Annotated in this window: 11 protein-coding genes; 8 read left to right on the top strand and 3 right to left on the bottom strand. The window is 31.4% G+C overall.

Annotated elements, in window-relative coordinates; all coding sequences use genetic code 11:
- Window positions 1-45: 45 nt before the first annotated feature.
- From glmS to LACAL_RS04190, 3 genes are read right to left on the bottom strand one after another with little or no spacing between them, the layout of a single operon-like run.
- Complete coding sequence (gene glmS, locus LACAL_RS04200; protein ID WP_013869461.1) at window positions 46-1893, bottom strand: glutamine--fructose-6-phosphate transaminase (isomerizing); 1848 nt, start codon at window positions 1891-1893, stop codon at window positions 46-48.
- 5 nt (window positions 1894-1898) lie between these two features.
- A complete protein-coding gene (locus LACAL_RS04195; RefSeq protein ID WP_013869460.1) occupies window positions 1899-3512 on the bottom strand; it encodes a DUF4270 domain-containing protein in 1614 nt (537 codons plus the stop codon).
- 24 nt (window positions 3513-3536) lie between these two features.
- The gene (locus LACAL_RS04190; RefSeq protein ID WP_013869459.1) at window positions 3537-4346 is read right to left on the bottom strand and encodes a glycogen/starch synthase; all 810 of its coding nucleotides are present in this window, start codon (window positions 4344-4346) and stop codon (window positions 3537-3539) included.
- Window positions 4347-4545: 199 nt separating this feature from the next.
- Here LACAL_RS04190 and panC point away from each other — a divergent pair, with 199 nt between their 5' ends.
- The 8 genes from panC to LACAL_RS04150 all read left to right on the top strand — a co-directional run bounded on the left by panC (window position 4546) and on the right by LACAL_RS04150 (window position 13858).
- The gene (gene panC / locus LACAL_RS04185) at window positions 4546-5394 is read left to right on the top strand and encodes a pantoate--beta-alanine ligase (protein WP_013869458.1); all 849 of its coding nucleotides are present in this window, start codon (window positions 4546-4548) and stop codon (window positions 5392-5394) included.
- Between the two features lie 13 nt (window positions 5395-5407).
- Window positions 5408-5758: an aspartate 1-decarboxylase gene (gene panD / locus LACAL_RS04180; RefSeq protein ID WP_013869457.1), complete on the top strand. Its 351-nt coding sequence runs from the start codon at window positions 5408-5410 to the stop codon at window positions 5756-5758.
- A gap of 3 nt (window positions 5759-5761) precedes the next feature.
- Window positions 5762-6721, top strand: coding sequence for a lysylphosphatidylglycerol synthase transmembrane domain-containing protein (locus LACAL_RS04175; protein ID WP_013869456.1), 960 nt, complete (start codon window positions 5762-5764; stop codon window positions 6719-6721).
- Window positions 6722-6755: 34 nt separating this feature from the next.
- Window positions 6756-7901 (top strand): alpha/beta hydrolase, encoded by a 1146-nt coding sequence (locus LACAL_RS04170; RefSeq protein WP_013869455.1) that lies wholly within the window; start codon window positions 6756-6758, stop codon window positions 7899-7901.
- Window positions 7901-9259 carry a DNA repair protein RadA gene (gene radA / locus LACAL_RS04165; protein ID WP_013869454.1) on the top strand — a complete coding sequence of 453 codons (1359 nt, stop codon included), beginning with the start codon at window positions 7901-7903 and terminating at the stop codon, window positions 9257-9259. Before LACAL_RS04170 ends, radA begins: the two co-directional genes overlap by 1 nt.
- Window positions 9260-9374: 115 nt before the next feature.
- Complete coding sequence (ileS, locus tag LACAL_RS04160) at window positions 9375-12779, top strand: isoleucine--tRNA ligase (protein WP_013869453.1); 3405 nt, start codon at window positions 9375-9377, stop codon at window positions 12777-12779.
- Window positions 12780-12783: 4 nt separating this feature from the next.
- Window positions 12784-13164 (top strand): TraR/DksA C4-type zinc finger protein, encoded by a 381-nt coding sequence (locus tag LACAL_RS04155; RefSeq protein ID WP_013869452.1) that lies wholly within the window; start codon window positions 12784-12786, stop codon window positions 13162-13164.
- Window positions 13165-13234: 70 nt separating this feature from the next.
- The gene (locus LACAL_RS04150) at window positions 13235-13858 is read left to right on the top strand and encodes a hypothetical protein (RefSeq protein ID WP_013869451.1); all 624 of its coding nucleotides are present in this window, start codon (window positions 13235-13237) and stop codon (window positions 13856-13858) included.
- Window positions 13859-13922: the final 64 nt, after the last annotated feature.

Raw genomic sequence — 13922 nt, 5'->3', positions numbered from 1 at the left:
TATCAATATTTGATAAATCAGCTAAAATTCACGTTTTTTTTTTATTTATTCTACCGTAACAGATTTTGCTAAGTTTCTTGGTTGATCCACATTTTTATCTAGCATTACTGCAATATGATAAGATAATAGCTGTAAAGGTATGGTTGTTAATAATGGAGTAAGAGACTCTAAAGTTTCTGGAACTTCAATTACATGGTCTGCTAATTGTTTTACATCTTTATCGCCTTCTGTAACAATACCAATAATTTTTCCTTTTCTAGATTTTATTTCTTGAATATTACTCACTACTTTTTCGTAGTGACCTTTTTTTGTTGCAATTACAAAAACAGGCATTTGATCATCAATTAAAGCAATAGGTCCGTGCTTCATTTCTGCAGCAGGATAACCTTCTGCATGTATATATGAAATTTCTTTAAGTTTTAAAGCACCTTCAAGAGCTACGGGAAAATTAAAGCCTCGACCTAAATACAAGCAGTTTTTAGCATCTTTATATGTTGCAGCAACTGTTTTAATGTGTTCGTCTTGCTTTAAAGCTTTTTCTACTTTACTAGGTATAAGTTCTAACTCTTGTAAGTGGTGTTGAAAATCTGACTTAGAGATTGTTCCTTTTTCTTTGGCTAATTTTAATGCTATTAAAGTTAGCACAGTAATTTGAGTTGTAAATGCTTTTGTAGATGCAACACCAATTTCTGGACCAGCATGGGTATAAGCACCAGCATGGGTTTCTCTAGCGATTGATGAGCCTACAACATTACATACACCAAAAACAAATGCGCCTTTAGATTTGGCTAATTTTATAGCTGCTAAAGTATCAGCCGTTTCTCCAGACTGTGAAATTGCTATAACAACATCTTTTTCTGTTATTACTGGATTTCTATATCTAAATTCTGAAGCATATTCAACTTCAACTGGGATTCGTGCTAAGTCTTCAAAGATATATTCTGCTACTAAACCTGCATGCCAAGATGTACCACAAGCGATAACTATTATTCTGTTTGCATTTAAAATGCGTTCTAAATTATCGTCTATACCTGCCATTTTTATTAAACCTTCTTTAACGCGAAGTCTACCGCGATAAGTGTCTTTAATAGCTTCTGGCTGTTCGTGAATTTCTTTAAGCATAAAGTGATCGTAACCACCTTTTACTATTTGCTCTAAATTTAATTGAAGCTCTTGTATATAAGGGTCTACTAGTGAATCGTCTTTGATTTTACGTATTTTTACTCCTTTTTTAAGACGAACAATTGCCATTTCTTCATCTTCTAAATATATTGCTTTTTTTGTGTATTCTAAAAATGGTGTAGCATCACTGGCAATAAAAAATTCATTTTCACCAACTCCAATTGCTAATGGGCTACCTAGTTTAGCGACAACAATTTCGTCCGGTTTGTTTTTGTCAAATACAGCAATTGCATATGCTCCAACAACTTGATTTAGTGCTATTTGAACAGCTTTACCAAGTTTTACTTTTTCATTTTTCTTTACGTCTTCAATTAAGTTAATTAATACTTCAGTATCTGTGTCTGATGTAAAGGTATAACCTCTAGTTATTAATTCTTTTTTGATTGAAGCGTAATTTTCTATAATACCATTATGTATTATAACTAAGTTTCCAGAGTTTGAATAGTGAGGATGAGAGTTAACATCATTAGGTATACCGTGTGTTGCCCATCTTGTATGACCTATTCCTAAAGTTCCATTAGAATCAATTTCTTTTGAAATCTTTTTTTCTAAATCCTTTACTTTCCCTTTTGTTTTAGATAATTGAATAGTGTTTCCGTCATATAATGCTATTCCTGCACTATCGTAACCACGATATTCTAAGCGTTTTAAACCTTCTAGTATAATTGGATATGCTTTTCTTTTTCCAATATAACCTACAATTCCACACATATATTTTAGTCGTTTTCTGGTTCTGTATAAAAAATTTCAAATACGGGTCTTTTATCTACTGTAGATGATAAATTACCATGTAAAATAGTTGCTTTTGGCTGAAGAACACTTCCTGTAGGAATTAAAGTTAATTGTGTTTCATCATCTTCATCAACTTCTGCATCTTGTATTTGTGAATTTTGAGTTAAATTTACATTTGCGCTTACATAAAGTCCTAGTTTAACATTTGTGGAGTCTCTTTGTAAGATGTTATTTATATGATTTGTAAGTCTGAATTTATATCTGCCGTCTGATAAGGCTTCTGCATATTGAATTTTAGATTCATCTGGGCTTGTGCTATTTGTTGTGCCATCTAAAAAGTAGTCTACAATTGGTACGTTGTTTTTTAAATCGAATAACATTACTCTAGAAGGTTCGTCTCCTGCAACTAAAGCTTCGTTTACATAAAAAATTAAATTTGCTTCATTAAGAAGCCACTTGCCTTTTTTTTCTCTAAATTCTGTTTCTTCATCACCAAATAAATCTATAACAGACATATAGCCATCTAAACCTTTTAGGTGTAGATTTTCGCTACCAGTAGTAGCATCTCCATTTAAGTTAGAGGTAACTTCTGTAGTACTAAAAGTATTAATTCTTTTTCCTTCAAAATTTAGAGAGAAACTTGTTTCGCTAATAAATTCTCCTTCTTCAGCATTTGTTTCTTCGAAGTTTGTAAAATCGACTTCTATAGAAGTATCACTTGAAGCGAAATTTAACATTATCATGCTTCCTCCTTCTGGCGATATGGCTTCTACTTTAAGAACGAGACCTCTAAAGTGATTTGTAAAAGAATTTGCACTATTAAATGCTGCTATTCCTTCTTCACTAAAAAATAATTCTTGCCAAAATGTATTAACTGGATTATTCGAGTCTACCGTATCAAAAAGCTCTAATTGCAGTCTAGGAGATAAGCGTTCGTCAACTTCTCCTTCGTCATAGATTAAAACTTCCTCATTACTAGGTTTGAAGGGTGTTAATGTGTTACTTTCGTACAAAAGTTGACCTAATTGATTAGAGAATAAATTGTCTTGATTAGAATAGTAAAGTTGTATTTCTTCAAATCCGGTATTTGGATCTAAATCCCTAAGTAGATATTTGTTTTCATAGATAGATAATTTATAGCCTACATCAGGATCTCCAAAAATAGAATCTAATTCATAGTTACTACTGCCGTCTGATTCGATGGCAGTTAACGTTGAGAAATAAGGAATAGTTATTTTTACAGATTCAACCTCGGGCTGTGTTCCAAAATCTGGGTCAAAAAAATCAGGAAGAACTTGAGTGATTATGTTTGCGGATGTTGTCCCGAAGACATCATTTGGATCTTTGTAAACTCCAAGTAAATTATTTGATAAACTAGTAGTTTGTACACCTACCATATCTTCTGCTCCAGAAGCTGTAAATGGTGTTACAGATTTTGTGTAAGCTAATACGGGAAATGTTCTACTTGATCCTTCAAAATTTTTAACGCCTTGAATGTCACTTTCTATATTTGCAAAATCTTCATCACAAGCTATAATAGTTGTAAAAAGTATAGAAAATAAAGCTATTGCTTTAAGTGTATTAAATGTATTTTTCATAGTTTTTTAATTCTCAAAAAGAATTTATTGTAGTACGCTTGTATTATAAAACTCTGTATAAGCTTCTGCAAATTCGTCTTTTTCTTTAAAAGGTAATACTGGCTTATTTGAATTTTCTAAATAGTCTTCTAATTCTTTTGGCATTTCTTGAGAACCAATAATTAAGGCATCAGAGTTGTCTATAGCTACTTTCATTAAATTGTTATAAGTAGGCTTCTCTAATGTTTTAATTGATTCTTTTTCAATATTATCAAAAGCAATTTTATTTATTAGGTCTGTATTTAACGTTTCATCAAAGCTTTGATTGTATACAGAGGTAACTATTTTACTTTCATTAAATAACGGTTCGTCTTTATAAAACTGTTTTAAGTATAACGGTAATAATGAGGCTAACCAACCGTGAATATGTATAATATCTGGAGACCAGTTTAATTTTTTTACAGTTTCTATAACTCCTTTTGCAAAGAAAATTGCTCTTTCATCATTATCTGGAAATAATTTCCCATCTTCGTCTGTTAATGTTGCTTTTCTTTTAAAATATTCATCATTATCTATAAAATATACTTGAATACGCTCTTTTGGTATAGAGGCAACTTTAATTATAAGAGGCATATCTAAATCATTAATCACTAAATTAATTCCAGAAAGCCTAATTACTTCATGCAATTGATGTCTTCTCTCGTTAATATTTCCATATCTAGGCATGAATATTCTAATTTGTCCACCTTGTTGGTTTACCATTCTAGGAGTCTCAAATGACATAGATGAAATCTCGGTTTCTGGTAAATATGGTACCACTTCAGACGACACATATAATATTCTCTTATCTTTCATACGTTAGCTTTATTCGATTTATTAATAATGTAGTTAAACAATAACTATTTGACTTCTTTTTTATATAATTTTAACTTAAAAGCTTACAAAAAACGCTAATAATTAAAAAAATGAAAATAAAAAACACGCAAAAGTACAAAAATTTATGCAGATTGCGACTAAAATATTAAGTTTGCACTCGTTAATTTTATATTAAATAATGACTGTTTTTAACAAAAAATCAAAGATTCAAGACCATATTTCTAATAAAAAAGGTGATAATTTTACTATTGGTTTTGTGCCTACAATGGGAGCGTTACATGATGGTCATTTATCTTTGGTTAATAAAGCTTTAGAGGAAAACGACATATGTGTAGTTAGTATTTTTGTAAATCCTACGCAGTTTGATAATCCTGAAGATTTAAAAAAGTACCCTAGAACGCTTGAGAAAGATGTTTTATTGCTAAAAACAGTATCTCCAAATATATTAGTTTATGCTCCAGCTGTTGAAGATATCTATGAGCAAAAAGCTGTAGCAGAACATTTTACTTTTGATGGTTTAGAACATGAAATGGAAGGTAAATTTCGCGACGGCCACTTTAATGGAGTTGGTACTATAGTTAAAAGGTTGTTTGAAATTGTTAAACCTAATAAAGCTTATTTTGGAGAAAAAGACTTTCAGCAATTGGCAATTATAAAAAAATTAGTAGAAAAACATAATATTCCTGTTATAGTAGAAGGTTGTACAATATATAGAGAGAAAAGCGGTTTAGCATATAGCTCTAGAAATGAAAGGTTAAAACCTGATTATAAAGCTGCAGCGCCTTTTATTTTTAAAATATTAAACACTGCCAAAGAGCAGTTTGGCACAAAAAGTGCTAAAGAAGTAACGGAATGGGTTGAAAAGCAATTTAACAATCATGATTTATTAAAATTAGAATATTTTGTGATTGCAGATTCTAAAACCTTAAAACCAGTTAAAAGAAAATCCAAATCTAAAACGTATCGTGCTTTTATTGCTGTTTATGCAGATGACATAAGATTAATAGACAATATAGCACTTAATTAATTACCTTTGCACCATGCAAATACAAGTAGTAAAATCTAAAATTCATAGAGTAAAAGTAACAGGCGCAGACCTTAATTATATTGGTAGTATTACTATTGATGAAGATTTAATGGATGCTGCAAATATTATTCAAGGCGAGAAAGTTCAAATTGTAAATAATAATAATGGCGCTCGATTAGAAACTTATGCGATTCCTGGACCACGTAACAGTGGAGAAATAACATTAAATGGTGCTGCTGCACGATTGGTGTCTCCTGGCGATGTATTAATACTTATAACTTATGGTTTTATGGATATTGAAGAAGCTAAAGTTTTTAAACCATCTTTGGTTTTTCCAGACGAAGCAACAAATTTATTAAAATAAAAGTTGAGCAAATCCATAATTAAAACATTAAAAATTTTACTCCCAATTATATTGGGAGTTTTTTTAATATGGTATTCTTTATCTAAAATCTCTATAAACGAATTAATAGCACATTTTAAATCGGCTAATTATTTATATATCATTATAGGTGTGGTATTGGGTTTATTGAGCCACATGTCTAGAGCTTATAGATGGTTGTTCCAGTTAGAACCTTTAGGTTATAAAGTAAAATATGGTAATAGTTTTATGGCTGTATTTGCTACTTATTTAATAAACTATACTATTCCCAGAGCAGGAGAAGTTGCTAGAGCTTCTATTTTAACTAATTATGAAGGTGTGCCGTTTGAAAAAGGTATTGGTACTATAGTTGCTGAACGAGTAGCAGATGTTATAGTAATGCTCTTAATAATTGTTATTACACTGTTCCTGGAATTCGATTTTATTTTCAACTTTTTTGTCGAAAAATTTAACCCAATAAAAGTAGTTTTTAGTTTTTTGCTATTACTCGTATTAGGACTTTTTTTTGTTTTTTACATAAAAAAAAGTCAATCTAAACTAGCGTTAAAAGTAAAATCATTTGTGTCTGGTTTAATAGAAGGCGCATTAAGTATATTTAAAATGAAAAAGAAATGGGCCTTTATTTTCCATACCTTTTTTATTTGGAGTATGTACGTTCTTATGTTTTACATTACAAGTTTTGCGATAACAGGATTGCAGCCTATTCCTTTTGGAGCCGTTTTAATAGGTTTTATAGCAGCTAGTTTTAGTGTTGCTGCAACAAATGGAGGCTTAGGTTCGTATCCTATTGCGGTTTATGGGGCTTTTGCAATTTTTTCTATTCCAGAAGATCCAAGCATAGCATTTGGCTGGATAATGTGGACTTCTCAAACCGTAATGGTAATTCTATTTGGAGGGATATCTTTACTTTGCCTGCCTATATATAATAGAAATAGAAAGAAATAATTTGTACATTGCATGTATAATTTAAAATCCTACCATGAAACGTTTTATTTACCTTTTCGTTATTGTGCTTTTAGTACAAAATATTAGTGCGCAAGCTACATTTAAGAGTTTTAATTCCGAAATATTAGGAGAAGCTAGAGATATTAAAATCTTATTACCAAAAAGCTATGGTACTGGTGAAAAAAGTTATCCAATAATTTTAACTTTAGATGGTGATTATATGTTTGAAATTGTTTCAGGAAATGTAGATTATGCCTCATATTGGGAAGATATTCCAGAGGCAATTGTTGTTGGTGTTAATCAATTTGGGAAACGAGATAACGATATGTTATACTCAGAGCAAAACTCACTACCAATAGAAACAGGAGCTGCTTTTTTCGAATTTATTAGTATGGAGTTAATTCCATACATCGAAAAAACATATAGAACCGAAAAATTTAAAGTAGCCATTGGTCATGGTGTAACAGCAAATTTTATAAACTATTATTTGTTAAAAGAAGAGCCTTTGTTTAATGCTTATATAGCAATAAGCCCAGATTTAGCTCCAGACATGACTAGTTTTTTGTCTGAAAAGTTCTCGAAAATTGAAAGCAAAATATTTTACTATTTGGCAACTTCAAACAATGATGTTAAATCACTACAAGAAGGAACTAAAGCCTTAAACAACACCATAAAAACAGTAGAAAATAAAAATGTGTTAAGTAGTTTTGATAATTTTGAAGACCCAACACATTACTCTCTTCCTGCACATGCTATACCTAATGCACTAGAAGATATCTTTTTTGTTTTTAGACCAATATCTAAACAAGAGTATAAAGACACAATCTTAAAATTAGAAGGGTCGCCAGTAGATTATTTAATAGAAAAATATGAAACAATAGAAGATCTTTTTGGTTTAGATAAACAAATCCTTATTAACGATTTTAGAGCAATTGCAGCAGCAATTAAAAAAACCGAAAAGTATGAGTACTTTGAGTCTTTAGGGAAATTAGCAAGAAAACAATACCCAAATACGCTTTTAGGAAACTATTATTTAGGACGTTTTTATGAAGAAACAGGAAACCCTAAAAAAGCAATGAAAACATATCAATCTGCATATATTTTAGAAGAAGCTGGTGGTATTACAAAAGATCACGTTTTAGAACTTTCAGAACAAATTAAAGCAGACTTTGGGTACTAATGGCAAAAGTTAAAACTACTTTTTTTTGTCAAAGTTGCGGTACACAGTACTCTAAATGGCAAGGACAATGCACAGCTTGTAAAGAGTGGAATACAATTGTAGAAGAGGTTATTCAAAAACCAGAAAAAAACGATTGGAAAACACCAACAAATACTCAAAAACGTGTTTCAAAGCCTTTAACAATAAAAGAAATTGATTCATCTAAAGAAGCGAGATTAGACACTTTAGATGCAGAGTTTAATCGTGTTTTAGGTGGTGGTATTGTACCAGGTTCATTAACGCTTTTAGGAGGAGAACCAGGAATAGGAAAAAGTACATTATTGCTTCAAATATCGCTTAAGTTACCCTATAAAACATTATATGTATCTGGAGAAGAAAGCCAGAAACAAATAAAAATGCGCGCCGAACGTATTAATCCAGATAATGAAAGTTGTTACATTCTTACAGAAACAAAAACACAAAATATATTTAAGCAAATTGAAGCCTTAGAGCCAGATATTGTTATAATAGATTCTATTCAAACTTTGCATAGCGATTATATAGAATCGTCAAGCGGAAGCATTTCGCAAATAAAAGAATGTACTACAGAGCTTATTAAATTTGCTAAAGAAACTAATACACCTGTTGTTTTAATTGGTCATATTACAAAAGATGGAAACATCGCTGGACCTAAAATACTAGAACATATGGTTGATACAGTATTGCAGTTTGAAGGCGATCGCAATCACGTATTTAGAATTTTAAGAGCACAAAAAAACCGTTTTGGTTCTACCCACGAATTAGGCATTTACGAAATGCAAGGTTCTGGTTTGCGAGAAGTAAGTAACCCAAGCGAAATTTTAATCTCTAAAAAAGACGAAGAACTTTCTGGAAATGCAATTGCTGCAACTTTAGAAGGTATGCGACCTTTAATGATAGAAGTTCAAGCCTTGGTAAGTACGGCTGTTTATGGCACACCACAACGAAGCGCAACTGGATTTAATGCAAAAAGACTAAACATGCTTTTAGCTGTTTTAGAGAAAAGAGCAGGTTTTCGTTTAGGTGCAAAAGATGTGTTTTTAAACATTACTGGTGGTATAAATGTAGACGACCCAGCAATAGACTTAGCTGTAGTAGCAGCAATATTATCTTCAAATGAAGATGAGGCATTACAAGCAAACTATTGTTTTGCAGCAGAGGTTGGTTTATCTGGAGAAATACGTCCGGTACAACGTGTCGAACAACGTATTCTTGAGGCCGAAAAACTAGGGTTTTCAGCTATATTCGTTTCAAAATATAATAAGATTTCTCTAAAAGATACTTCAATAAAAATTCAACTGATTTCAAAAATTGAAGATTTGGTAAATTTTATAGTTTAAAATAAAATCTTAAAACAGTCTGTAATTTATAAATCTATCGTTCCTTTTTCAACGAATAATCACACTTTTTTACTAAAATTCCTTAATTTCGCTTTTCATATTGAAATTATAAGAAATGAGCACAGGATTTCCTGAATATAAAGGACTTAACTTACCAAACGTAGCAAAAGAAATTTTAACGTATTGGCAAGAGAATAACATCTTCGAAAAAAGTGTAACGACTAGAGAAAATGCAGAACCTTATGTGTTTTTTGAAGGTCCACCAAGTGCAAACGGTTTACCAGGAGTACACCACGTTTTAGCACGTGCTATTAAAGATATTTTTCCACGATACAAAACCATGAAAGGTTACCAAGTTAAGCGTAAAGCGGGTTGGGATACGCATGGATTACCAATAGAACTTGGTGTAGAAAAAGAATTGGGTATTACAAAAGAAGATATTGGTAAAACCATATCTGTAGAAGATTATAATGCTGCCTGTCGTAAAGCCGTAATGCGTTATACAGATGTTTGGAATAATCTAACTCAAAAAATGGGGTATTGGGTAGATATGGACGATCCATACATTACCTACGAACCAAAATATATGGAGTCTGTTTGGTGGTTATTAAAAGAAATTTACTCTAAAAACTTAATGTATAAAGGCTATACAATACAGCCTTATTCACCAAAAGCAGGAACAGGTTTAAGTTCGCACGAGGTTAACCAACCAGGAGCTTATCAAGATGTAACAGACACTACCGTGGTTGCTCAATTTAAAGCCATAGAAAATACACTGCCAGACTTTTTACAAAACGAAGGCGATATTCACTTTATAGCTTGGACAACTACACCTTGGACATTACCAAGTAATACAGCATTAACTGTTGGGCCAAAAATTGATTATGTTTTAGTAGAAACATATAACCAATATACATTTAAACCAATGAATGTTATTTTGGCAAAACCATTGGTTAACAAACAATTTGATGGTAAATTTAAAAGAGTTGAAGAAAAAGCAGCACTTTTAGACTATAAAGATGGCGATAAAAAAATCCCATATTTTGTTGTAAAAGAATTTAAGGGAAAAGATCTAGTTGGTATTAAGTACGAACAGCTTTTACCTTATGCCTTACCAAATGATAATCCTCAAGATGCCTTTAGAGTAATCTCTGGAGACTTTGTTACTACCGAAGATGGAACAGGTATCGTACATACAGCACCAACATTTGGAGCAGATGATGCATTGGTTGCAAAACAAGCAACACCAGAAATTCCGCCACTTTTAGTAAAAGATGAAAACGATAACTTAGTACCACTTGTAGATTTACAAGGTAAATTTAGACCAGAAATGGCAGAGTTTGGTGGTAAGTACGTTAAAAACGAATATTATAAAGATGGTGAAGCACCAGAACGTTCTATAGATGTTGAGCTTGCCATTAAATTAAAAGAAGAAAATAAAGCCTTTAAGGTTGAAAAATATAAGCACAACTATCCACATTGCTGGCGTACAGATAAGCCAATATTGTATTATCCATTAGACTCTTGGTTTATTAAAATTACAGATGTAAAAGGTCGTATGCACGAGCTTAATACAGGTATTAATTGGAAGCCAAAATCTACAGGAGAAGGCCGTTTTGGTAACTGGATAGCAAATGCAAACGATTGGAATTTATCGCGATCTCGTTATTGGGGAATTCCATTACCAATATGGAGAACAGAAGATGGTAAAGAAGAAATTTGTATTGGTTCTGTTGAAGAGCTAAAAGCCGAAATGCAAAAAGCAGTTTTAGCTGGTGTTTTAGCAAAAGATATTTTTGAAGATTTTGAAGTAGGAAATAACTCTGAAGAAAACTATGCAAAAATAGATTTACACAAAAACATTGTAGATGATATTGTACTAGTTTCAGCAAGTGGGCAACCAATGAAACGTGAAGCCGATTTAATAGATGTTTGGTTCGATTCTGGTTCTATGCCTTATGCACAATGGCATTATCCTTTTGAGAATAAAGAGAAAATAGACGAAAATAAATCGTTTCCAGCAGATTTTATTGCCGAAGGTGTAGACCAAACACGTGGTTGGTTTTATACACTTCATGCTATTGGAACTATGGTTTTTGATTCTGTAGCCTATAAAAATGTAGTATCTAACGGATTGGTTTTAGATAAAAACGGACAAAAAATGTCTAAACGTTTAGGTAATGCTACAGATCCTTTCGAGACTTTAGATACTTATGGAGCAGATGCCACACGTTGGTACATGATTGCAAACGCAAATCCATGGGATAATTTAAAATTTGATTTAGATGGTATAGAAGAAGTAAAGCGTAAGTTTTTTGGGACACTTTACAATACCTATTCTTTCTTTAGTTTATATACAAACATAGATAAGTTTTCTTATGCTGAAGATGATATCGCTTTAAATGAAAGACCAGAATTAGACCGTTGGATTCTATCAGAATTACACACGTTAATTCAAAAAGTTGACGAGTATTATGCAGAGTATGAGCCTACAAAAGCAGCGCGTGCCATTTCAAACTTTACACAAGATTATTTAAGTAATTGGTATGTGCGTTTAAGTAGAAGACGTTTCTGGAAAGGCGATTACCAGCAAGATAAAATTTCGGCTTACCAAACGTTATACACTTGTATGTTAACCATAGCTAAACTTGGAGCTCCAATTGCACCATTTTTTATGGATAAACTTTACTTAGATTTAACAAAAGCGACACATACAGAATCATTTGAAAGTATACATTTGGCAAAGTTCCCAGAGAGTGATAGTAGCTTTATAGATAAAGCATTAGAACGTAAAATGGAAGCTGCGCAAACCATTTCATCTTTGGTTTTATCTTTACGAGCTAAAGAAAAAATAAAAGTGAGACAACCATTGCAAAAAATAATGATTCCTATAGATTCTCAAGAACAAAAGGAAGAGATTTTAGCAGTGGCAGATTTAATAAAAAGCGAAGTAAATATTAAAGAAGTTGAGCTTTTAGAAGATGCATCAGATATCTTGGTAAAACAAATTAAACCTAATTTTAAAGCATTAGGTCCACGTTTTGGTAAAGATATGAAGTTGATTGCCAGTGAAATACGTAAAATGACATCAGAAGACATAAAAAAAATAGAACAAAATGGTAGTCTTGATGTCGATTGTAATGGAAAAATCATTAATTTGGAACTAAGTGATGTAGAGATTACATCGCAAGATATAGAAGGCTGGCTTGTAGCAAATGAAGGAGCAATAACAGTAGCTCTAGATGTTACAATTTCTAATGAATTACGCGAAGAAGGTATTGCACGTGAGCTCGTAAACCGTATTCAAAATTTACGTAAAGATTCAGGATTTGAAGTAACAGATAGAATTTCTGTACAATTGCAAGACGATAAACAAATTGCGCAAGCTGTAAAAACAAATTTAGAATACATCAAGGCAGAAACATTAACAGATAGTCTTGATGTTGTAGAACAGGTAGATAATGGTATAGATATTGCATTCGATAATATAAATACAAAGTTATTTATCACAAAAAAATGATACTATGGCAACAGAAAATACAGTAAGATATTCAGATAAAGAATTAGCACAATTTAAAGCTATAATTTTAGAAAAAATTGAGCATGCTAAACACGATTTAGAACTTATTAAAAGTGCGTATGTAAACGACCATAATAATGGTACAGAAGATACCTCTCCACAATTTAAAGCCTTTGATGAAGGTAGTGCGGTAATGAGTAAAGAGTCTAACTCTCAATTAGCGATAAGGCAAGAAAAATTTATTCGCGATCTTAAAAATGCTTTAATTAGAGTTGAAAATAAAACTTATGGTATTTGCCGTGTAACGGGAAAATTAATAAATGCCAAACGTCTAGAATTAGTGCCTCATGCTACACTTAGTATTGAAGCAAAAAATATGCAATAAGCATTATTATTAAAATATAATTTTACTAAAAAGCGCTTCAATTTTTATTGGAGTGCTTTTTTATTTTATAATGAAACATTTACTTCTCATACTTTTATTACTTGTAGCTTTCAATACAAAAGCTCAAACTAATAATATCTCTACATTTAATAATCCTGAAATTAAAAACGTAGTGATTTCTGGTAGTAAAATGTTTAATATAAAAGTAGTGGCTTCTAACAGAAAAACCATTGTTGTGAAATCTAAAACCGAAGGAGAACTTAGTAAATTTTCTCAGGTAATAATTAAAAACAATGAAGAATCTCTTTCTATATCTACTGCGCAGCAGCCATTTTTAAAACTAGATAACGATAAACTTAGTGCTCACAAAGTTTTTTCTGTTGATATAGAATTATATTTGCCAGAGCATCTTAATCTAGATATAAAAAGTGAAATTGCCACTGTTGATATTTCGGGAGTATTTAAAGATGTTTTATTAGAATTAGAGCAAGGCAATGCTAATTTATTTCATTTTAAAAGCAATGCCAAAATATTTACAACAACAGGACATATTAATTTAAATACAAATTTTGCAAATGTAACAGCACACTCTAAAAATGGGGTTGTAACAAGAGAGAAATTAACTTCTGGAGTTTATACTATTCAAATAAATACTATTAGCGGTAACATAAACGTTACAAAAACTAAAAAATAGTTCTATTTTTGTTTACAAAAAACGTATTTAAATTACTGCAATTTTGGGCTATTGAGGTATTTAA

The organism is Lacinutrix sp. 5H-3-7-4, assembly GCF_000211855.2.
Classification (GTDB): Bacteria; Bacteroidota; Bacteroidia; order Flavobacteriales; family Flavobacteriaceae; genus Lacinutrix.
Note: the sequence above shows the minus strand (reverse complement) of the source record. Positions and strands in the feature narration are given on the sequence as shown.